17 protein-coding genes and 1 riboswitch are annotated in these 20,303 nt (G+C 71.8%); of the genes, 7 read left to right on the top strand and 10 right to left on the bottom strand.

Annotation, left to right across the window (positions count from 1 at the left end):
- Nucleotides 1-4 precede the first annotated feature (4 nt).
- The 4 genes from ACWEF2_RS19325 to ACWEF2_RS19310 all read left to right on the top strand — a co-directional run bounded on the left by ACWEF2_RS19325 (nucleotide 5) and on the right by ACWEF2_RS19310 (nucleotide 4,372).
- A complete protein-coding gene (locus ACWEF2_RS19325; RefSeq protein WP_453816946.1) occupies nucleotides 5-868 on the top strand; it encodes a MetQ/NlpA family ABC transporter substrate-binding protein in 864 nt (287 codons plus the stop codon).
- A 115-nt stretch (nucleotides 869-983) separates the two neighbouring features.
- Nucleotides 984-2,519, top strand: coding sequence for an acyl-CoA synthetase (locus ACWEF2_RS19320; protein ID WP_453816944.1), 1,536 nt, complete (start codon nucleotides 984-986; stop codon nucleotides 2,517-2,519).
- A gap of 118 nt (nucleotides 2,520-2,637) precedes the next feature.
- A complete protein-coding gene (locus ACWEF2_RS19315) occupies nucleotides 2,638-2,862 on the top strand; it encodes a hypothetical protein (protein ID WP_355597201.1) in 225 nt (74 codons plus the stop codon).
- 220 nt (nucleotides 2,863-3,082) lie between these two features.
- A complete protein-coding gene (locus ACWEF2_RS19310; RefSeq protein ID WP_453816941.1) occupies nucleotides 3,083-4,372 on the top strand; it encodes a S1C family serine protease in 1,290 nt (429 codons plus the stop codon).
- Between the two features lie 97 nt (nucleotides 4,373-4,469).
- On the opposite strand, the gene cydC is transcribed toward ACWEF2_RS19310, so the two are convergent.
- From cydC to ACWEF2_RS19290, 4 genes are read right to left on the bottom strand one after another with little or no spacing between them, the layout of a single operon-like run.
- Nucleotides 4,470-6,149, bottom strand: coding sequence for a thiol reductant ABC exporter subunit CydC (gene cydC / locus ACWEF2_RS19305; RefSeq protein ID WP_453816939.1), 1,680 nt, complete (start codon nucleotides 6,147-6,149; stop codon nucleotides 4,470-4,472).
- Nucleotides 6,146-7,885 (bottom strand): thiol reductant ABC exporter subunit CydD, encoded by a 1,740-nt coding sequence (gene cydD / locus ACWEF2_RS19300; RefSeq protein ID WP_453816937.1) that lies wholly within the window; start codon nucleotides 7,883-7,885, stop codon nucleotides 6,146-6,148. Before cydD ends, cydC begins: the two co-directional genes overlap by 4 nt.
- A 7-nt stretch (nucleotides 7,886-7,892) precedes the next feature.
- Complete coding sequence (locus ACWEF2_RS19295) at nucleotides 7,893-8,660, bottom strand: cytochrome d ubiquinol oxidase subunit II (RefSeq protein WP_453816936.1); 768 nt, start codon at nucleotides 8,658-8,660, stop codon at nucleotides 7,893-7,895.
- A 10-nt stretch (nucleotides 8,661-8,670) separates the two neighbouring features.
- Nucleotides 8,671-9,855 carry a cytochrome ubiquinol oxidase subunit I gene (locus tag ACWEF2_RS19290; protein ID WP_453816934.1) on the bottom strand — a complete coding sequence of 395 codons (1,185 nt, stop codon included), beginning with the start codon at nucleotides 9,853-9,855 and terminating at the stop codon, nucleotides 8,671-8,673.
- Nucleotides 9,856-10,039: 184 nt separating this feature from the next.
- On the opposite strand from ACWEF2_RS19290, the gene ACWEF2_RS19285 reads away from it, so the two are divergent.
- Nucleotides 10,040-10,387 carry a helix-turn-helix transcriptional regulator gene (locus ACWEF2_RS19285; protein WP_453816932.1) on the top strand — a complete coding sequence of 116 codons (348 nt, stop codon included), beginning with the start codon at nucleotides 10,040-10,042 and terminating at the stop codon, nucleotides 10,385-10,387.
- On the opposite strand, the gene ACWEF2_RS19280 is transcribed toward ACWEF2_RS19285, so the two are convergent.
- Together ACWEF2_RS19280 and ACWEF2_RS19275 are read right to left on the bottom strand one after the other, a co-directional pair.
- Nucleotides 10,359-11,042: a permease prefix domain 1-containing protein gene (locus tag ACWEF2_RS19280; protein WP_453816930.1), complete on the bottom strand. Its 684-nt coding sequence runs from the start codon at nucleotides 11,040-11,042 to the stop codon at nucleotides 10,359-10,361. The genes ACWEF2_RS19285 and ACWEF2_RS19280 overlap by 29 nt on opposite strands.
- A gap of 121 nt (nucleotides 11,043-11,163) precedes the next feature.
- Entirely contained in the window at nucleotides 11,164-12,597 is a 1,434-nt protein-coding gene (locus tag ACWEF2_RS19275) for a pentapeptide repeat-containing protein (protein ID WP_453816928.1), read from the bottom strand.
- 162 nt (nucleotides 12,598-12,759) lie between these two features.
- Here ACWEF2_RS19275 and ACWEF2_RS19270 point away from each other — a divergent pair, with 162 nt between their 5' ends.
- The gene (locus ACWEF2_RS19270; protein ID WP_453816926.1) at nucleotides 12,760-14,559 is read left to right on the top strand and encodes an ExeM/NucH family extracellular endonuclease; all 1,800 of its coding nucleotides are present in this window, start codon (nucleotides 12,760-12,762) and stop codon (nucleotides 14,557-14,559) included.
- A gap of 330 nt (nucleotides 14,560-14,889) precedes the next feature.
- Nucleotides 14,890-15,261: a thioredoxin family protein gene (locus ACWEF2_RS19265; protein WP_453816924.1), complete on the top strand. Its 372-nt coding sequence runs from the start codon at nucleotides 14,890-14,892 to the stop codon at nucleotides 15,259-15,261.
- Between the two features lie 68 nt (nucleotides 15,262-15,329).
- Here ACWEF2_RS19265 and ACWEF2_RS19260 read toward each other — a convergent pair whose 3' ends face one another.
- The 4 genes from ACWEF2_RS19260 to ACWEF2_RS19245 all read right to left on the bottom strand — a co-directional run bounded on the left by ACWEF2_RS19260 (nucleotide 15,330) and on the right by ACWEF2_RS19245 (nucleotide 19,850).
- Nucleotides 15,330-16,661, bottom strand: coding sequence for a class II 3-deoxy-7-phosphoheptulonate synthase (locus ACWEF2_RS19260; RefSeq protein ID WP_453816922.1), 1,332 nt, complete (start codon nucleotides 16,659-16,661; stop codon nucleotides 15,330-15,332).
- A 65-nt stretch (nucleotides 16,662-16,726) separates the two neighbouring features.
- Complete coding sequence (locus ACWEF2_RS19255; protein WP_453816920.1) at nucleotides 16,727-17,944, bottom strand: FAD-dependent oxidoreductase; 1,218 nt, start codon at nucleotides 17,942-17,944, stop codon at nucleotides 16,727-16,729.
- A 155-nt stretch (nucleotides 17,945-18,099) separates the two neighbouring features.
- Nucleotides 18,100-18,996 carry an aldose 1-epimerase family protein gene (locus ACWEF2_RS19250; RefSeq protein WP_453816918.1) on the bottom strand — a complete coding sequence of 299 codons (897 nt, stop codon included), beginning with the start codon at nucleotides 18,994-18,996 and terminating at the stop codon, nucleotides 18,100-18,102.
- Between the two features lie 158 nt (nucleotides 18,997-19,154).
- Nucleotides 19,155-19,850 carry a CHAP domain-containing protein gene (locus tag ACWEF2_RS19245; RefSeq protein WP_453816916.1) on the bottom strand — a complete coding sequence of 232 codons (696 nt, stop codon included), beginning with the start codon at nucleotides 19,848-19,850 and terminating at the stop codon, nucleotides 19,155-19,157.
- 18 nt (nucleotides 19,851-19,868) lie between these two features.
- Nucleotides 19,869-20,007, bottom strand: a riboswitch (cyclic di-AMP (ydaO/yuaA leader).
- Nucleotides 20,008-20,303 lie beyond the last annotated feature (296 nt).

Raw genomic sequence — 20,303 nt, 5'->3', positions numbered from 1 at the left:
CATCATGCGTACGTCACGTGGAATCGTGTCCGCCGTCGCCGCACTGGTCGTGGCGCTGACCGCCTGCGGTTCGGCCGAGACCCCCGCCACCACGGGCGCGGACACCGGCGCCGCGGGCAAGGGCGCCGCCACGGAGGTGCTCAAGGTCGGCGCCAGCCCCGTCCCGCACGCGCAGATCCTGACGTTCGTCAAGGACGGGCTCGCCGCCAAGGAGGGCCTCAACCTGGAGATCGTCGAGTTCACCGACTACGTCCAGCCGAACGTACAGCTCGACGAGGGCCGGCTCGGCGCCAACTTCTTCCAGCACAAGCCCTACCTGGACGACTTCAACGCCTCCAAGGGCACCAGGCTGAGCTTCCTGCGGCCGGTCCACCTGGAGCCGCTCGGGCTCTACTCCAAGAAGATCACCGACCTCGGCGGGCTGGCGCGGAACGCCACCGTGGCCCTGCCGAACGACGCCACCAACCTGGGCCGGGCCCTGAAGCTGCTGGCCGACAACGGCCTGGTCACCCTCAAGGAGGGCGCGGGCACCGCGGCCACCGAGCGCGACGTGACCGCCAACCCCAAGGGGCTGAGGTTCCAGCCGCTGGAGGCCGCGCAGCTGCCCCGCTCGCTGGAGGACGTGGACGCCGCCGTCATCAACGGCAACTACGCGCTGGAGGCCGGCCTCAAGCCCGCGGAGAACGCGCTGGTGCTGGAGAAGGCCGAGGGCAACCCCTACGCCAACGGCCTGGTGGTGGCGGCCGGCCACGAGCAGGACCCGCGCGTGGCCAAGCTCGCCAAGCTGCTCGCCGGCCCCGAGGTGAGGCAGTTCATCGAGCGGACCTACCAGGGCGCGGTCATCCCCGCGGCCGTCCCCGCCGCCTGAGGCCGGAACCGGCCGGTTCCGGAGGGACCCCGGGAAGCCGTGGCGGCGCACCGCCGGAGCCACGGCTTCCGCCCTCCCTTCTCACCTAACGTCAAACCGAGTAATGTTCGGCCTCATGCATCCGGGAGCCGTCGCAGCAGTCTCACCCGACAGGCCCGCTGTGGTCATGGCGGGTTCCGGGCGGGTCGTCACCTACCGGGAGCTGGACGAGGAGTCCAACCGGCTCGCCCACCTGTTCCGCGCCGCCGGACTCCGGCCGGGCGACCACATCGCCCTCATGCTGGAGAACCACCCGCTGTTCCTGGTGATCACCTGGGCCGCGCACCGGTCCGGCCTGTACTACACCGCGATCAGCTCGCAGCTGACGACCGGTGAGCTCGCCTACATCCTGGACGACTGCGAGGCGCGGATCTTCATCTCCTCGGCCGGGCTGGCGGACGTGGCGACCTCGGTCACCGCGGTGACGCCGAAGGTCGAGCTCAGGCTCATGCTGGACGGCGTCGCCCCGGGGTTCGGCTCCTACGAGGAGGCGGTGGCGGCCCGGCCGGTCACCCCCGTCGCGGACGAGTGCCAGGGCGCGGACATGCTCTACTCCTCCGGCACGACCGGACGCCCCAAGGGCGTCAAGCCGCCCCTGTCCGGGGAGACGCTGGAGCGGCAGGGAGGGCTGCTGCGGCTCATCCGGTTCCTGTTCAGGCCGTCGGCCGACAGCGTCTACCTCTCCCCGGCGCCGCTCTACCACGCGGCCCCGCTGCGCTACTGCATGAACTTCCAGCGGCTGGGCGCGACGGTCGTGGTGATGGAGAGATTCGACCCCGAGGAGGCGCTCGCTCTGATCGAGAGGTACGGCGTCACGCACTCACAGTGGGTGCCGACCATGTTCATCAGACTGCTCAAGCTGCCCGAGCGGACCAGGGCACGCCACGACCTGTCGTCACTGGTGTGCGCCATCCACGCCGCGGCACCCTGCCCGATCCCGGTCAAGGAGCGGATGATCGAGTGGTGGGGGCCGATCGTCCACGAGTACTACGCGGGGACCGAGGGGAACGGGCTCCTCCACGTCGACTCGGCGGAGTGGCTCCAACACCGGGGCACCGTCGGCCGCTCGCTGCTCGGCACGGTCCACGTCTGTGACGAGGAGGGCGAGGAGTTGCCGCCCCGCGAGCACGGCACCGTCTATTTCTCCGACGGCCCCTCCTTCGTCTACCACGGCGACGAGGAGAGGACGCGGGCCGCCCAGGATCCGCGGGGCCGGGGCTGGACCACCCTCGGCGACGTCGGCTACCTCGACGAGGAGGGCTTCCTCTACCTCACCGACCGCCGCTCGTACACGATCATCTCCGGAGGGGTGAACGTCTACCCGCAGGAGGCCGAGAACGTCCTGGCGGTCCACCCGAAGGTGACGGACGCGGCGGTCTTCGGCGTCCCCGACGAGGAGATGGGCGAGCAGGTCAAAGCGGTCGTCCAGCCGGTCTCCATGGAGCTGGCTGGCCCGGCGCTGGAGGCCGAGTTGATCGAGTACTGCCGTTCCCGGCTCGCCGCCTACAAGTGCCCGAAGTCGGTTGACTTCCGCCCCGACCTCCCCCGTCACGCCACCGGAAAGCTCTACAAGCGGCTCCTGCGCGAGGAGTACCACCCGCCCACCCCCTGACCCCGGCACTTCCCGCCGGGGTGGGGCCGTCCGCGCGACGGGGTATGGCCTCCGGGGGAACGACCGCAGCGGGGCGGAGCACGCCCCGGGGGGAAACGACTACAGCGCGGGGGCCGCCATGACCACCTACACCCTGTCGATCGTCGAGAAGGACGCCGGGGAGACGACCGGCACGGACCTCTTCTCGCCGGACTGCCCGATCACCCTCAGCCAGCTGGGGCCGTACATCCTGCTCTGGCTGACGGAACACGGCTACGAGGAGCCGGGCAGACGGGTCGTGGTGACCCCGGCCGGGCAGTCTCCCGGCGGCCCCGTCATCGCCTCCCAGGACGTGGACCTCTGACCCGCGGCTCGGTCGCGGGTCAGGAGGACGGGCGGGCCGGTTTCCGAGCCGGCAAACCGGGGCTGACCACGGTTGATAAAGCCCCTGTCAGGGGATCGGGCACACATCGATCATCCTCTTAAGCTGCTCTTATACGCCTTCGGGCATCGTCTTGGTGTACCGGAAGCACCGGTCGCCGCTCCGGCAGTCCACGGGCGGATGTAGGACGTTGGGGGAAGACATGGACCCGAACAAGAATGAGCAGGACGGCACCCCGGCTGAGGCGACCCGTGGAAGCGAAGGCTGGAGCCAGTTCGGCAGGGTGCCGCCGCGTGCCGGCGGCTACGCCACAGGCGACCCCGCCGGGGCACAGCCGACGCTGACACATCCGGTGCCGGAACCGTCCGCGGTGCCGGTCCGGCACGGTCTGAGCGCCCGGCAGAAGCTGGGCGTGGGCCTGGCGATGGCCGCGATGGCCGTCGGCGGTGGAGTGGCGGGGGCCTTCACCGCGACCGCGTTCGGCGGTGGCGGCACGGTGGTCTCCTCGGAGGGCCCGATCGCCAGCCCCGTCGGCAACCTGACCACGGTGGCCGACGTCGCCAGGGCCGTCCAGCCCTCGGTGGTGTCCATCCAGATCAAGACCCCCAACGGGGGCGGCGAGGGGTCGGGTGTGCTGCTGTCGGCGGACGGCCTGATCCTGACCAACAACCACGTGGTGGAGGCCGGTGGGCAGGGCGGTCAGGTGACCGTCAAGTTCAGCGACGGCAAGACGGCCACCGCGAAGGTGGTCGGCACCGACCCGGCCACCGACCTGGCGGTCATCCGGGCGAGCGACGTCTCCGGGCTCACCAAGGCCACGATCGGCGACAGCGACAGGCTCAAGGTGGGAGACTCCGTGCTCGCCATCGGCAGCCCGCTCGGCCTGTCGGGCTCGGTCACCGCCGGGATCGTCAGCGCGCTGAACCGCACCCTGACCGTCGGCGGCCAGCAGCGACAGCAGTTGCCCCCAGGCTGGGGCGGCGGCATGCCGCAGGGCGGCAGCGCGCCCACCACCATCGGCGGGGCCATCCAGACCGACGCGGCGATCAACCCGGGCAACTCGGGCGGCGCCCTGGTCAACGCCTCGGGAGAGGTGATCGGCATCAACAGCGCCATCGCCACCAACGGCGGTGAGGGCAACATCGGGGTCGGCTTCGCCATCCCCATCAACACCGCCAAGCAGGTCGCCAAGCAGCTCATCGAGACGGGCAAGGTCACCCACGCCTTCCTGGGGGTGAACCTCGCCGACGCCACCGGCGACGCGGGCGGCGCCCTGGTCAGCCAGGTCACCGAGGGCAGCCCCGCGGCCCAGGCGGGCATCAGGCAGGGCGACCTGATCACCAAGATCAACGAGACCCGGGTGGACGACGGCGCCACCGTGGTCGGCGCGATCCGCGGCTTCAAGCCGGGAGAGAAGGTCACCCTCGTCTACGTCCGCGACGGTCAGTCCCAGACGGTCACCGTGACCCTCGCCGAGAAGGTCGGCCAGTAGTCCCGCGCATCCGGACACGCCGCCGGTGATCGCCCCTGAGCCGGCGACGTGTCCACCTCCTCGGCGCCAGAGGCGCGGTGCCGGAGCCGTCCGGCTCTCAGCGGCCGGCGGTCAGGGCCTCCGAGCGCCACAGGTCGCGGTAGTAGCCAGGGACGCGCACCAGCTCCCGGTGGGTGCCCCGCTGCGCCACCGCGCCGTTCTCCAGGACGACGATCTCGTCCACCTTCTCCAGGCCGCGCAGGCGGTGTGTGACCAGCAGCGTCGTGTGCCCGTGGGTCGCGTCCAGCAGGTCCGCCATGAGAGCGTCCGCGGTCTCCTCGTCCAGGGACTCGGCGGGCTCGTCCAGCAGCAGCACCGGAGGGTCGTTCAGCAGCGCCCGCGCCAGGGCCAGCCGCTGCAACTGCCCTCCGGACACCGTCCGCCCGTCCTCGCCGAGGACCGTGTCCCAGCCGATCCGCTCCACCCACCGCTCCAGCCTGGCCCGCCGTACGGCCTCCGCCAGCTCCTCCTCGTCCGCCTCCGGTCCGGCGAGCCGCAGATTGTCCCGGAGCGACGCCTGAAACACGTACGGGTCCTGGGTGAGCCCCGTCATCACCCGCCGGGTGTCGTCCGAGGACAGCTCCCCGATCTCCACCCCGTTCAGCCGGACCGTTCCGGACTCCGGTTCCACCAGGCGCATCAGCGCCGACAGCAGGGTGCTCTTGCCCGCGCCGCTGGGGCCGACCAGGGCGACGCGCCGGCCGGGGGTGAGGGTCAGGCTGACGCCGTCGAGCGCCGCGGGACGGCCCGGACCGTGCCGGACCACCAGGTTGTCGATCTCGACGGTCGGCGGCCCCTCGGGCAGGGAGGCGGGGGTGGCGGGCTCGGTCACGGCGGGCGGGGTGGCGCGGACCTCCCGCAGACGGCGGAGGGCGGTGAGCACCCCGGTCAGCCGCTCTCCGGCCGCGGCCATCGGCAGCACCGGCTCGAACGACACCAGCGCGGTCAGCGCGAGCACCGTCGTGGCGACCCGGCCCGCCCCGGAGCCCGAGGCGACCAGCACGATCGCCAGCACCGTCAGCCCCTGGACGAGCGCGCCCAGCCCGGTGGCCGTCGCGTTCGCCCGCGCCTGGCGGCGTTCCAGCGCCGCCAGCCGGGCGTCGGCCTCGGCGCAGGCCGCCAGTGCCCGGCCGCCGGCCCCGTAGGCCGCCAGGTCGGCGGCGCCGTGCACCAGGTCCGCGACCCTGGCCGCCTGGTCCGCCCGAGCGGGCGCGATCCGCGCCGACCAGCGCCGGGCGGCGCCTGCGGTCCCCGCCGGGATCAGCACCCCGGCCACCACCAGCCCGGCCAGTAGCACCAGCGCCGCCGCGGGCAGCAGGAACAGCCCGAGCACGACCGCGGCCGCCCCGGTCACCAGGGCCGCGGCCGCCGGCAGCAGGCAGCGCACCAGCAGGTCCTGTACCGCCTCGGTGTCGTCCACCATCCGGCTGAGCAGGTCGGCTCCCCGATGGTTCGGCGGCCCGGCGGGGATGAGCGCACGGTACAGCCGTTCCCTGGTCGTCGCCTGGGCTCGCAGGGCGACGTCGTGCCCGGCCAGGCGTTCGCCGTATCGCAGGACGCCCTTACTCGTGGCGAAGGCCCTGACCCCGACGATCGCCACGCTCAGGGCGGCCAGCTCCGGCTGTTCGGCGGCCCTGGTGATCAGCCACGCCGCCGACCCGATCAGGCCGAGCCCGGCCAGCTCGGCGGCGGCCCCCGCCGCCGCGGCCAGGGCCAGCCGTCCTCTCATGCGCCTCATCGGGACCCTCCGATCAGCGTGGCGGGCATCACGCGGCCGTCGGTTATCCGGATCACCCGGTCGGCCAGGTCGATCATCGCGGGCCGGTGGGCCACGATCACGGCGGTGCGCCCCTCGGCGAGGCGACGGGTCGCGGTCACGATCACGCCCTCGCTCCGGCCGTCGAGCCGGGCGGTCGGCTCGTCGAGAAGCAGCAGGTCGGCCGAGGGACGGCAGAAGGCACGGGCGAGCGCGACCCGCTGCCGCTGGCCGGCCGACAGGTTCGCCCCGCGCTCGCCGAGCACCGTCTCGTAGCCGTCCGGCAGCCCCGTGACGAACTCGTCGGCGTGCGAGGCCCGTGCCGCGGCCCGCACCTCGTCGATCGTCGCGCCGGGGGAGCCGAGGCGGATGTTGTCGGCCACCGAGGTGGCGAACAGGTGTGGCCGCTGCGGCACGAACGCCAGCCGCTCGCGCCAGGCGGTGCCGGCGACGAGCTCGACGCCGTCGATCAGGACCCGCCCCGTGACGGGGGTGACGAAGCCGAGCAGCAGGTGGAGCAGGGTGCTCTTGCCCGCGCCGCTCTCCCCGACCAGCGCGACCCGCTCACCGGGCGAGATCACCAGCGAGACGTCCTCCAGCGCCGCCTCCGACCGGCCGGGATAGCGCACGGTGACGTTCTCCAGCCGGATCTCCGGCGCGCGGCCCCGTGGTTCCCCGTCCCGTGCCGGGAGCCCCGTCCTCCTGTCCGATACGGCCTTCCCCGCCGGCACGGTCCTTCCAACCGGCACGGTCTCCTCGTTTGGCACGGTCCTTCCAGTCGGCGCGGCCTCCTCGTCCAGTACGGCGAAGGTCTCGTCGGCCGCGGCGACCCCCTCCATCGCCGCGTGGAACCTGTTGCCCATGTTGCGCAGCGGCAGGTACGCCTCCGGCGCGAGCAGCAGCACCAGCAGCGCGGTGGGCAGTTCCAGCGAACCGGACAGCAGCCTCAGCCCCACCGGCACGGCGACCAGCGCCAGGGACAGCGACGCTGCCAGCTCCAGCACCAGCGACGACAGGAAGGCCACCCGCAGCGTGCGCATCGTGGCGCTCCGGTGGGCGTCGGCCACCTTGCGGATCACCTCGGCCTGGTATCGCGCCCGGCCGAAGGCGCGCAGCGTGGGCAGGCCCCGGATCACGTCCAGGAAGTGCCCGCCAAGCCGCGACAGGGCCCGCCACTGCCGCTCGGTGACCACCTTGGTGTGCATGCCGACCAGCGCCCCGAAGATCGGGATGAGCGGCAGCGTGACGAGCACGATCACCGCGCTGGCCAGGTCGGCGACGAACAGCCGGACGAGCACCGCGATCGGCACCACGGCCGCCACGGCCGCCGCGGGAAGGTACCCCGACAGATAGGGGTCGAGCGCGTCCAGGCCCCGTCCGGTCAGCGTCACCAGCTCTCCGGAGCGACGCGAGGCCGGTCTGGCCGGGCCGAGCTCCTGCAGCCGTGACAGCAGCCGGCGGCGGAGCGCCGACTTCACTCCGGTACTGGTGTGCCCGGCCGCCACGCCCTGCACCAGGCCGAGCGCGGCCCGGACGGCGACGACCAACGCCAGGAGAGCCAGCGCCGAGGTCGCGAACCGTCCCGACAGCACCCCGGCCAGCACTTCCGCCTGCACCAGGACGAGCAGCCCGGCCAGGACCGCGGCGGCCAGGCAGAGCGCCAGGTGGCGGCGGACGGCCCGTTCGCCCAACGCCAGCCGTACAAGATCCTTGTGCATGCGAACCTTAGAAGAACGACGAGACTCGATCAGCGGCACGCCGGGGACCGAACGTGCGCCACACCCATACTTGCGCACCCACCATGACCGGCGTTAACGGCATGATTATGAGACTGAGCACATTCAGCGTCCCGGTGGGCGCGGCGTGCTCCAGCAGCCCCGGGCCGAGTACGGCCAGCGGCACCGCGACCGGCGTGGCCGCGGCGCACGCGGAGACCAGAAGCGCCCTCCCGCTCCGGCTCGCGCCGGTCATCTGCCCGGGGAGCCGCCAGGAGGCGAAGGTCCAGCCGTGGAAGGCGAACGCCGCCGCGACCACCACCCCGCAGGCCAGGCCGGGCAGGCCGATCGGCGGCCCCGCCAGGCCGCCGGCGACCGCGGCCAGGGCCATGCCCCAGCTCAGCGTGAGGCCGTACGAGCCGGCGCAGATCACCCGGTCCCAGCCCGCCCGCCAGGCGGGGCCGTCGAGGCGGCGGCGGAACCACAGGCCGGCGTCACGGAGGATCCACGACACCAGCAGGGCGACCACCACCGGATAGAGGCCGAACAGCACCCGGCCCTCAAGCGAGGGAAAGGCGCCGAACAGCACGCCGACGGCGGCCACCAGCCACACCTCGTTGGCCAGGACGAACGGTGCCATCGCGGCGACGATCCGGTCCCGATCGCGCTGGGTCCCGCCGAGGACGGGCAGCAGCATGCCCAGGCCGATGTCGAAGCCCTCCAGGGCGAAGTAGCCGATCAGCAGCAGCGCGAGCACGCCGAGCCAGAGGATGTCCACGGTCTTCTCCCTAGTAGCCGAGCGCGTGGGCGCGTTCGGAGTCTCCGCCGGGATCGTCCGCGCCGAGGGCGACCGCGGCGGGTCCACGCCGGACGGCCCGGGCGATCAGGACGTAGTCGACGACCGCCAGCAGGCCGAGTACGCCGGCGAAGCCGATGAACGAGACGGTGACCATTCCGGCGGTGAGGCCGGGGGACAGGGCGTCGGCGATGGTGAGCCTGCCGTTGATCAGCCAGGGTCGGCGGCCGGCCTCGCGGGCCAGCCAGCCGAGGATCGCGGCCAGGAACGGCAGCGGCGTGACGAGCATGAGGATCGGCTGTGCCCACCGCAGGCGTGGCAGCCAGTACAGGGTGGGCAGCAGCAGGAACATGAGGGCGAGCTGGAGCGGCTGCCCAATCATGATCATGAATCCGAGTCCGGCCCCCGCGAGCGGGGAGCCGTTGAACTTGCCCGGCTGGAACTGGGAGATCACGCCGAACTGCGCGTAGCCGAAGCCGACCGCGACCAGCGAGCCGGCGAACGCGACGACCACCCCCAGACGGAGCGAACCGGCGAAGAACTCCCACTCGCCGGCCCGCCTGAACAGGTGGTACGCGCTGGCTCCCATCATTGTGAAGCCGCCGATCCACAGGCTCGCGCCGATCACGTGGGGGAGGGCCATGGTCAGCGTGGGGTTGGTGACCAGCGCGCCGAGATCGGTCAGGACCAGGCGCCCGCCCCGCTCCACGGCTCCCGCCGGGTTCTGCAGGAACGCGTTGGCCACCATGATCCAGAACGCGGAGGCGTAGGCGGTCAGCGTCACCAGCCAGATGCACGCCAGGTGGAGCCATCGGGGCAGCCGGTGCCAGCCGAAGATCCACAATCCCAGGAAGGTGGACTCCAGGAAGAATGCCCCGAGTGTCTCGATCGCCAGGGGCGCGCCGAAGACGTCCCCGGCGTAGTGCGACAGCCCGCTCCAGTTCAGGCCGAACTGGAACTCCATCACCAGGCCGGTGAGGATGCCGAGCGCGTAGTTGATCACGTAGATCTGGCCCCAGAAGCGGGTCGCCCGCTCGTGGTCCGGCCTGCCGGTCACGGCGTGACGGGTGTGCATGATCGCGACGAGGGGGGCCAGGCCCAGGGTCAGTGCGACGAACAGGAAGTGGAGACTTCCCGTCACCGCGAACTGCGTCCGGGCCAGGTCGAGCACGTCCACGGATTCACCTCCATTGCCATATCTGTCTACCTATAGGCACCCTACATGTAGAAAGCCTACATGTAGGGTGCCTATACGGGAGGTAGGGTGGAGGCGTGGACGAGCGAGCCGACAGCTGTGGCGACCGCGTGGGCCGGGACCTCGGGGGCCGGGGGTTCCCCCGGCGAGTGGCGGGAGGGGCGGCATGAACACCGACGCGCTCCGCGGGCATATGGACGCCCTGCTGCTCTCCGTGCTGGAGCACGAGCCCCTGCACGGCTACGCGATCATCGAGGCGTTGCAGGCGCGCAGCGACGGTGTGCTGAACGTGCCGACCGGCACCGTCTACCCGGCGCTGCGCAGGCTGGAGCAGGCGGGATACCTCGCCAGCGAGTGGGCCACGGTGGGGGGTCGCAGGCGGCGCACCTACCGGCTGACCCTCTCCGGCCGGACGGCTCTCGCCGGGGAGCGCTCCGCCTGGCGGGAGTTCGCCGGCACCATCGGCAGGGTGCTGGAGCCGCGCGCTACGCGGGGACCGGCCGCCGGCGGGTGACGCCCAGGCACCGGGCCGCCCCGTACAGTTGCAGGAACCAGAACGCACAGCTCACCAGCACGGCGCCGATACCCGGCGGATAACCGGAGAAGCCCGCCGGGCCTTTCGAGCCGTAGATCAGCGCCGCGCTCAGCACGAGCGTGACCGGCAGCGTGACCCAGACCAGCATGGCCAGCGACCGGGTGACGAGCCGGGGGCGCCGGATCCTGCGCAACCCCCGCCCCAGCACGAGCAGCGCGACCCCGCCGATCACGCCGACGAGCATCTGCAGGATGTCCAGGCCGCGGGCGACCGGCACGAACCAGCCGGGCCAGGCCGCGTGGGCCGCCGGGCCGGTGGGGAAGACCCGCCAGATCAGGCTCCACAGCAGCGTGGTCAGCGGCACGCTGACGAACAGCAGGGCGGCCAGCCTGCGCCCGGCCGAGACCGACAGCGCCTCCTGGTAGTCCGGCGCGATCTCGCCGATCGAGCCGAACTCCTCGACCGCGGCACGCTCGGCCTCGGCCCGGTCCAGCCCGCCGTGCTCCAGCGCCTCGGCGGCGTCGAGCAGGCTGTCGCGGGCCTCGGCCACCAGATCGAGCTTCGGGCCTCTGGGGCCCCTGAGGGCGCGGCGGAGCCCGGTCACGTAGTCGTCGATGACCCCGGCGTCCGTCATGCCCGCCTCCCGCCGCGTGGCCCCCCGCGGGCCTCTCGCCGCACATTGTCACAGCCGAGGCGGATCGGCACATCGGGGATCGACCCTGAGAGGACCCCGAGCCGGCCGGGAACGACCCGGGTCAGGGCAGGAACTGGATCGGGGGCGAGGACGCCCGGGGCGGAGCGGGGCGGCGTGCGGCGTGCGAGGCCGAGCCCATCAGCAGGCCGCCCGCCGCGATCGCCGCGATCGCCGCGACCAGGGTGAACCATCCCACAGCCCGGCCCATCCGCAGGCCGTAGCCGCTGAGGATCCAGTGGAGCGACAGCAGCCAGCGGCCGGACGAGCGGCTGGTGACGCGGCGCATCTCCATCGCCCCGAAGGCGAAGTCGGCGGCGGTGTCCTTGTCGTCCACCCCGGTGCGGAGCCGGGAGTAGAGCACGGCGAGCCGATGCGCGGTCGGCGGCTCCGCCTCGGAGCGGGACCAGCCGCGCCAGGCGTGCTCGTCGGCCAGGGTGCGCCGCCGGGTCCACCACCGCAGCGGTGGCCAGCGCAGCGCGAACCGCACGCCGCGCGGGGTGGTGGCGAACGCGCACCGGGTCAGCCGGAGCCGCTCGGGGGTGCGGATCCCGGTGAACCGGCAGGTGCGGAGATCGACGTTGCGCAGCTCCAGGGCCTCGGCCTCCACCTCGCGCAGCGAGCTCACCCTGGAGGTGCCCCGCCCGTCGACCGTGGCCGGGCCGCGCAGCGTCGCCCCCTCAAGGTCGGCGTCCGCGCCGTCGAGCCGTACGGCCAGCCGCCCGGTCACCCGTATCCGCCGCAGGTCCACCGGGCAGTCACGGGCGATCAGGTCGAGGCCGTTGCCCGCCCACGCCCCGGTGAGGCTGAGACGGCGGCCGACCGCGGTGGGGGCCAGACAGCCGCCCGCCCAGAACCGGGCCGCCTCGAAGCCGGCCAGCCTGCCGAACTCCACCTTCCGCAGTGACACCGCCCGGCCGAACCGGCACCCCCGGAAGGTCGCGTCGCCGTCGAAGCGGGTGCCGTCGAAGGTGGCGAAATCATGGAAGTCCGCTCCTTCGAAGGAGGCGGTCCTGCCGAACCTGGCCGCGCTGAACAGCGCGTCCCTGCCCACGGACACCCGGTCGAAGGCCGCGTGCCCGGCGACCGTGATGCCGTGCAGTGACAGCTCCCTGGCGAACCTGACCTCGCGGAAGGAGACGTTTCCCGCGAAGCGCGCCCCGACGAACGAGGCGAGCCGCCGGAAACCGGCCTGGTCGAAGGAGACGTCCCCGGTGAACACGACATCGCCGAACCTGGCCTCCTCGGGGAAGGCCGCAAGGTCGAACCTGGCCCGGCCCAGGCGGCGGTGTGTGGCGGTCAGGATTCGCTCCAGCAGATCCCTGCCCACGGTGGTGCCCCGCAGGTCGACCGCGGCGCCGGGGGAGAGGCCGCGGACGACCTCGTCGAGCTCGTGGTGGTCGAGATGGGCCAGGCAGCGCCCGTAGGGGAGCCGTGCCGATCCGGCGCATTCGGGGGAGGCGGCGCAGGTGACCCAGCCCACGTCCAGACTTCTCATGAGTCAGTGATACCCCAGACGAAGGGGAAAACGAGCTCCAGGTCACGGCAAGCTATAAATGATGCCTTTTGGTCGACATGAAGTGCCAAGATTCTCCAATTTAACCTTCTATGCACTTTTAAGTAAGTGTGGGCAGATCAATCCGGCTCTACGCTCCGGGTCATGCGTGCTTTATCCCGCCCGTTCGCCGTCCTCGCGGCCCTCGGCGTCGCCTCCACCGGCCTCGTGGTCCTCACCTCGGCACCCGTCCTGGCGGAGCCGGGGACCGCCGTCATCGAATCCACCTCCACCGGGGGACCCGCCCCCACCCCCGTCCCGGCCCCGGCCGTGCAGCCGTGTGAGATCCCGGCCACCCATCAGATCGCCCAGGTACAGGGGAGCGGGGACACCAGCCCGCTGGCCGGGCAGACCGTCCGTGTCGAGGGCGTCGTGACCGCCGACCTCCAGGAGACCGGCCGGCTGGGCGGCTTCTTCCTGCAGGACCCGACCCCGGACGCCGACCCGGCCACCTCGGAGGGTCTGTTCGCCTTCGCCCGGAGCTCGGTCAAGGACGTCGGGCCCGGCGACCGGGTAGTCGTCACCGGCAAGGTCGTGGAGTTCAACGGCCTGACCGAACTGTCACCGGTCACCGCCGTGGACGTCTGCGGCACGGGCACCGTCAGGTCCTCCAGGCGGAGCCTGCCGCGCGCGGAGGGAGTGACCTTCGAGCCCGTCGAGAGCATGCTCGTCACCTTTCCCGAGCGGCTCACCGTCAGCGACCACTACAACCTGGGCCGCTACGGCGAGATCACCGTCTCCTCCGAGGGCCGGCTGTTCCAGGCGACCGACCGGCCGGGGGTGGACGCCGCCGCGAACGAGCGCCGCAGCCTGCTCGTGGACGACGGCTCCACCGTGGAGAACCCGCCGGGGATCCCCCACACCCACCCGCGCACCGTCCGGCTGGGCGACACCGCGCTCGGCGTCACCGGCGTGCTGGGGTACGGCTTCGGCAGGTATCGGCTCCAGCCGACCAAGCCGATCCGCCTCCTGCGGACCAACCCGCGTCCGCCCGCGCCGTTCCGGGTGCGCGGCAACGTCAGGGTGGCCGGCTTCAACACCCTCAACTGGTTCACCACCCTGGGCTCGCGCGGTGCGAGCACCGCCGAGGAGCAACGGCGGCAGCTGGCCAAGCTGGTCGCCGCGCTGAAGGGCGTGAACGCCGACGCGGTCGGCCTGATGGAGGTCCAGAACAACGGTCAGACCGCGGTCCAGGCCCTCGTCGACGCGCTCAACGCCGAGGTCGGCGCCGGCACCTACGCGGCCCTGACCCATCCCCGCCCCGGCACGGACCTGATCCACGTGGCTGTGATCTACAAGCCCGCCAGGCTCGGGCTCGTCGGCCCCGCCCGGTCGTCGGCAGACCCGGTCTTCCGGCGGCCACCGCTGATCCAGACCTTCCGCCGGATCCAGGGCGGCGAGCCGTTCACGCTGGTGGTCAACCACTTCAAGTCGAAGGGCTGCGACGCCGGGGCCACCGGCCCCGACGCCGACCGGGGCGACGGGCAGAGCTGTTACAACGGCGAGCGCGTCCGCCAGGCGAAGGCGACGCTGGACCTGGTCGAGAACCTGAGACTTCCCAGCCCGCTGGTGCTGGGAGACCTCAACGCCTACGGCGAGGAGGACCCGATCGACACGCTGGAGGCCGGCGGCCTGACCAGCCTCACCAAGCGGTTCGTCCCGGCGCCGCTGCGCTACAGCTACGTCTACGACGGCCGCAGCGGCGAACTGGACCACGCCCTGGCCGGCCGGGACCTGCTCAGGCGGGTGACCGGCGCCACGATCCTGCACATCAACTCCGACGAGAGCCGGATCCTCGACTACAACACCGAGTACAACCCGCCGGACCTCTACCGGCCCGACGCCTTCCGCGCCTCCGATCACGACCCCGTGGTCGTCGGTCTCACCCTGCCCGGCGGGCGGTAGAGGTACCCGCGGGCGCGGACCGGCCAGGCGGGCGCGCCGGAGACCGGACCGGCGGCGGGACCGGCGGCGGGGCCGGTGACCGGGGCGCTGGAACGGCCGTCGGGGTAACCGTCGGCACAGTGACCGGAACGCCGGAACGGCGACCGGAACAATGGCCGAAACGGGGTCCGGATCCGTGATCGGGCATAGGTTGGATCGGGCCGAGGGCCGATGGCGGCGGGCGACCGCCGTCACCGGCTCCGGCGCGTTTCCCGGGTGGACGGGTGGAATGTCCCCCGTCGGGAAGTGGTTATGCAGCCAGACAGACGTGACGACAAAGAGGAGCCACCGGTGGCGACCATTGAGGTAACCGAGAAGAACTTCAACGAAATCGCCGACGACGGGATCGTCCTGCTGGACTTCTGGGCAGCCTGGTGCGGACCGTGCCGTACGTTCGGGCCGATTTTCGAGAAGTCGTCGGAGAAGCACGCCGACATCACGTTCGGCAAGATCGACACCGAGGCCGAGCAGGGGCTGGCCCAGGGCTTCGAGATCACCTCGATCCCCACGATCATGGCGATCCGCGACGGCATCGTGGTCTTCGCCCAGCCCGGAGCGCTGCCCGCGCCCGCTCTGGAGGACCTGATCGGTCAGGTCCGCGCGCTCGACATGGACGCGATCCGTGCCGAGCTGGCGAGCGAACTGGGCGCCCAGAACAACTGACGTCCGGATGCGAAAAGCCCCGCGCCGTGTCACCGGCCGCGGGGCTTTCGCGCGTGGGCTCCCGGGGGTCAGGCCGAGCGGTAGAGCTCCGCCACCCGGAAGGCCATGTCCAGCGACTGGCTCCGGTTGAGACGCGGGTCACAGGCCGTCTCGTAGCGCAGCGCCAGATCGTCCTCGACGATCTCGGTGCCGCCGCCCACGCACTCGGTGACGTCGTCACCGGTGAACTCGATGTGGACACCGCCGGGGTGGGTGCCCAGGGCGCGGTGCACCTCGAAGAAGCCCGCCACCTCGTCCAGCACGTCGTCCAGGCGGCGGGTCTTGTGGCCGCTGGGCGCCTCGAAGGTGTTGCCGTGCATCGGGTCGCAGATCCAGGCCACCTGCGCGCCGTCCGCGGTGACCTTCTCCACCAGCGCGGGCAGGTGCTCGCGGATCTTCGACGCGCCCATCCGGGTGATGAAGGTCAGGCGGCCGGGCTCGTTGTCCGGGTTCAGCTTCTCGACCAGGGCGAGGGCCTCCTCGGCCGTGGTGGTGGGGCCGAGCTTCACCCCGATCGGGTTGCTGATGCGGGAGAAGAACTCCACGTGCGCGCTGTCCAGCTGGCGGGTGCGCTCGCCGATCCAGACCATGTGCGCCGACACGTCGTACGGCCGGCCGGTCCGGGAGTCGATCCTGGTGAGCGCCTGGTCGTAGTCGAGGATCAGCGCCTCGTGCGAGGAGTAGAACTCCACGCTGTGGAACTCCTCCGGCTCGGCCCCGCACGCGCGCATGAACGCCAGCGCCTGGTCGATCTCCCTGGCGAGCCGCTCGTAGCGCTTGCCGGCCGGCGACTCGCTCACGAAGTCCTGGTTCCAGGCGTGCACCTGGCGCAGATCGGCGTAGCCGCCCTTGGTGAACGCGCGGATCAGGTTCAGCGTCACCGCCGAGGAGTGGTAGGCGCGCAGCAGCCGCCCGGGGTCGGGCCTGCGGGAGGAGGGGGTGAAGTCGAAGCCGTTGACCATGTCGCCCCGGTAGGCGGGGAGCTCCACGCCGTCGCGGATCTCGGTCCCCTTGGACCGCGGCTTGGCGAACTGCCCGGCTATCCGGCCGATCTTCACGACCGGCACCTTCGCCGCGTAGGTGAGCACGATCGCCATCTGCAGCAGCGTCTTCAGCTTGTTGCGCACGCAGTCCGCGGTGGCCCCGGAGAACGTCTCGGCGCAGTCGCCGCCCTGCAGCACGAAGGCTTCGCCCCGCGTCACGGCCGCGAGCTCGGCCTTGAGGTTGTCACACTCCCCGGCGAACACGAGGGGCGGCAGCCCCGCCAGTTCGGTGACCACCCTGTCCAGCTCATCACGGTCGGGCCATTCGGGCTGCTGCGCCGCGGGCAGCCGCCGCCAGGAATCGAGGTTGTTGCTCACGACATACCAGGCTATTGCAACCGCGTGCGCGAACTAACCCGAATGTCCACGGATTGAGAACGTCTTTATACCCGGTGAGATCGAACCGGCGTCCTGACGTGCTCGGGCAGGACGCCGAAACCGATGAACCGGCGGGTCAGGGCGCCGATCACCGGGAGGCGGGAGAGGTCGCGCGGCAGCCGTACCGGCCTGTCGCCCCCGGCCAGGGCCGGGCGGATCAGCATGGTCTGCACCACGCGCTGGGCGAACTGGGTCACCACGGTGGGCGGGGTACGGCGGCGCTGGACCGCGGCGAGCAGCGACTCGGGGATCTCGGCTCCGTCCGCCAGCGGCCCGGCCAGCAGGTTGGCCGCGGCCACCGCGTCCTGCACGGCCAGGTTGATGCCGACGCCGAAGACCGGTGACATGGCGTGCGCGGCGTCACCGATGACCAGCAGGCCCGGCCGGTGCCAGCGGCGCAGCCGGTTGAGCGCGACCGACAGCACGCTCACGTGGTCGAAGTCCGGCAGCAGGCCCACGCGTTCCCCGAGGAAGGGCAGGAGCGTGGCCACCGGCTCGCGGAGTGCCTCGATGCCCCGGGACCGCAGGGCGTCGAAGCCGCCCTTGGGGATCAGGTAGGCGAGCTGCCAGTAGGTCTCCCGGTTGATCACCACCATCATGTGGCCGGCGGAGAGCCTCAGGAAGGTCTTCTCGGGGTCGGCGGCCTCACGCGGCAGCCGGAACCAGACCACGTCCATCGGCGCTTCGTGCTCCACCGGGACGAGCCCGGCGGCCCCGCGCACGTCGGAGTGGCGGCCGTCGGCGGCCACGGTGAGCGTCGCCCGGAGCTCGTGTTCACCGTCCGGATCCCGGTAACGGACCCCGCGCACCGCGTCGCCCTCGCGGATCACGTCGTGCACCTCGGCGTTCATGACGAGGCGGAAGCCGGGGTACCGCGCGGCGGCGGTCGTCACCAGGTTGAGGAAGTCCCACTGCGGGACGAACGCGATGTAGCGGTACTTGCCGGTGAGATTGGACAGGTCGGCGATCCGTATCGAGCCCTCGTCGGTCTCCATCGCCATGGCGTACGCCTTGTGGTGCGGGATCCGGTGGAACTCCTCGGCCAGCCCGATCTCGTCGAGCACCTCCAGGGTGGAGGGGTGGATGGTGTCGCCCCTGAAGTCACGGAGAAAGTCGGCGTGTTTCTCCAGCAGCGTCACCTCGACACCGGACCTGGCCAGCAGCAGCGCGAGCACGGCCCCCGCCGGGCCGCCCCCGGCGATCACGCATGTGTTCCGCGTCATAATTCATCACCCATTGAAATTCTGGCACAGGAAACCCGCCGGGAGAACAGTCCTCCCGGCGATCCATTCGTTACCCGGTGCCGAATACGCCGGTGAGGCGGACCGGCCGCCTCCCGGAACCCCGCCGGGCCCGCCGGCCCCCTGCTGGGCGCCCCTCAGCAGGGGGCGATCGTCCAGGAGGTCTCCACCTTGTCGCCCGGCTGGAGCACGATCAGGCCGGTGCCGGAGTTGAAGGCGTCGGGAGGACAGGTCATCGGCTCGACGGCCAGCCCTCGGTGACCCAGCCCGGTGCCGGTGCACACCTGCGCCCAGGGCAGCGCGGCGGCGTCCCAGCGGAGCTCGACCCCGCCGTCCGGACCGCTCACCCGCACCCTGACCAGTCCGTCGGCGTCCGCGACGAGCCCGGTGAAGGCGTGGTCCACGACCGTGCCGCCGACCGACCGCGGGGTCCTGAAGTCGTACGGCGTGCCGGAGACGTCCTCCAGGGAGCGTGGCAGCAGCAGATCGTCCGTCAGCAGCACCCGCCGCGCGGGCACCCGCAGCTCGTACTCCTCGACGCTGTCGCCCGCCAGCAGCCACGGGTGCGCCCCGCAACCGTAGGGGGCGGCCTCGTCGCCGACGTTCTCCGCGGTCAGCGTGGTGGTCAGCCCGTCGGAGGTCAGCGAGTAGAGCACCCGCAGGGCGACGGTGAACGGATAGCCGGGGGACGGGGTGATCGTGTGGGCCAGCCGTACGAAACCGTGCTCGTCCTCCACGGACAGCCACTCCACCGCCCGCCAGTCGACCTCGGCGACCAGTCCGTGCAGGGCGTGACCCAGGCTCTCCTCGTTCACCGGCAGCCGGTGCGTCCGGCCGCCGAAGGTGTAGCGGGCGCCGCCCGCCCGGTTGGGCCAGGGGGCGAGCAGCGTGCCGCTGTAGTGCGGGATCGGCCCGTCCGCCGGCCAGCCGGTCACCAGGTCGCGCCCGCCGTGCCGGAGCACGCGCAGGGCCGCGGCCCGCTCGCTGATCTCGGCGTGCATATCGCCGCCGCGGAGGGTGAACTGCCTGGACACGGTGGTCCTTTCGCCGGAGGAGGCCGTGGGGCGGATGCGGCGGCCGAGACCGGCCGGACCCGCGACCGACTCAAGGGTCGGGCGGCGGCCGCCGTTCGTCAAATGAACGGCCGAAGGGGCGCGGCCCGGCGGCCGCGCCCCTTTCCGATGCGAGCCGGTCAGTCGCTGTAGACCGGGTAGCCGTAGCCGACGACCTGGGAGATCGGCCGGATCCGCTCCTCGACCCGGCCGTTGCCGGTGTTGCCCTCGATCGTGGTGATCGTGCCGTTGCCGTTGTCCTTCTTCACGAAACCGACGTGGTCGATCCCGCTGATGTTCTTGCCGCCGGCCCAGTCGAAGTAGACGACCGCGCCGGGCTTGGGAGTGGTGCCCCAGTGGTTGTTGGTCTTGAACCACTTGGCGTGGGTGACGGTGTAGGCGTCCCAGCCCATGGTGGGCCGGATGCCGGCCTTCTCGCCGACCCAGGAGACGAACATCGCGCACCAGGGGGCGTTGGCGTACGCCTGGAGGGCGCCGCCGTCGCGGGCGACCGTCTCCTGGGCGCGGGGCGACGACATGTACCAGGACTGGAACTTGGTCCCGCCGCCCCGGGAGTTCTCGCTGACGCCGATCTGCTGGGCGGCGATGTCCAGGACCTGCTGGGCGCTGACCTTCGGCAGCCGCTCGGCCTCAAGCTGGAGCGGGGTCATGGCGACCCTGGAGGTCTCGGTGCGGGAAGGGCCGAACGGGGTGTGTCCGGGAGTGTCCGCCAGGGCGGCGGGTCCCGCGAGGACGCCGCCGGTGAGGGCGATGGATGTTCCGAGGATGACGCGGGCCAGGTGGTGCTTCCCGGGGGTGAGGAGGTGCTTGGCCATGAGGGGTTTTGACTCCTTGCTTCGCTTCCATACCGCTTACCGGGTTAGCTGACGGGTTCGGGCTGGGAAGTGCCCTACAGCGCATGTACGCGCCGATTCACCCCAAAAACGTGGTTCCCCGGTTCCGCGAGGTTCGCGGATTCAGCGGCCACGCTCACCTGGTGGAGGAATCCGCCTGGTGAAGCGTGGTCGGGCAATGTGGTGGCAATGCGCGGACCTTCGCAGGTCCAGGCGTTCGCCATGAATTCGTAGAAGCTATGCGAACCGGACAGACGATTACAAGTCCGACACATTGCTATGGCTTGGGAATACGCCTGGATCGAGAGGGCGGGCCGGCCGCGCTCCGAGGCTCTCCGGTCCGTGTCGATCTTCGGCCACGGGCCGGGAACCCCTGCGGGAGAGGCGCTCCCGTGTGCGAAGCCGGAGAGGGGGTGGTCACGGGACGGTCACGCC

This window comes from Streptosporangium sp. NPDC004631 (genome assembly GCF_053601935.1).
The sequence above is the reverse complement of the archived record's forward strand: the minus strand, read 5'-3'. Positions and strand labels throughout refer to the sequence as shown.

Coding starts and splice junctions, on each gene's coding strand:
- cydC (WP_453816939.1), bottom strand. CDS start 6,149: ATGAGGCGCATGAGAGGACGGCTGGCCCTGGCCGCGGCGGCGGGGGCC.
- cydD (WP_453816937.1), bottom strand. CDS start 7,885: ATGCACAAGGATCTTGTACGGCTGGCGTTGGGCGAACGGGCCGTCCGC.
- ACWEF2_RS19280 (WP_453816930.1), bottom strand. CDS start 11,042: ATGACGGACGCCGGGGTCATCGACGACTACGTGACCGGGCTCCGCCGC.
- ACWEF2_RS19255 (WP_453816920.1), bottom strand. CDS start 17,944: ATGACGCGGAACACATGCGTGATCGCCGGGGGCGGCCCGGCGGGGGCC.
- ACWEF2_RS19285 (WP_453816932.1), top strand. CDS start 10,040: ATGAACACCGACGCGCTCCGCGGGCATATGGACGCCCTGCTGCTCTCC.
- ACWEF2_RS19270 (WP_453816926.1), top strand. CDS start 12,760: ATGCGTGCTTTATCCCGCCCGTTCGCCGTCCTCGCGGCCCTCGGCGTC.
- ACWEF2_RS19315 (WP_355597201.1), top strand. CDS start 2,638: ATGACCACCTACACCCTGTCGATCGTCGAGAAGGACGCCGGGGAGACG.
- ACWEF2_RS19310 (WP_453816941.1), top strand. CDS start 3,083: ATGGACCCGAACAAGAATGAGCAGGACGGCACCCCGGCTGAGGCGACC.
- ACWEF2_RS19245 (WP_453816916.1), bottom strand. CDS start 19,850: ATGGCCAAGCACCTCCTCACCCCCGGGAAGCACCACCTGGCCCGCGTC.
- ACWEF2_RS19325 (WP_453816946.1), top strand. CDS start 5: ATGCGTACGTCACGTGGAATCGTGTCCGCCGTCGCCGCACTGGTCGTG.
- ACWEF2_RS19320 (WP_453816944.1), top strand. CDS start 984: ATGCATCCGGGAGCCGTCGCAGCAGTCTCACCCGACAGGCCCGCTGTG.
- ACWEF2_RS19275 (WP_453816928.1), bottom strand. CDS start 12,597: ATGAGAAGTCTGGACGTGGGCTGGGTCACCTGCGCCGCCTCCCCCGAA.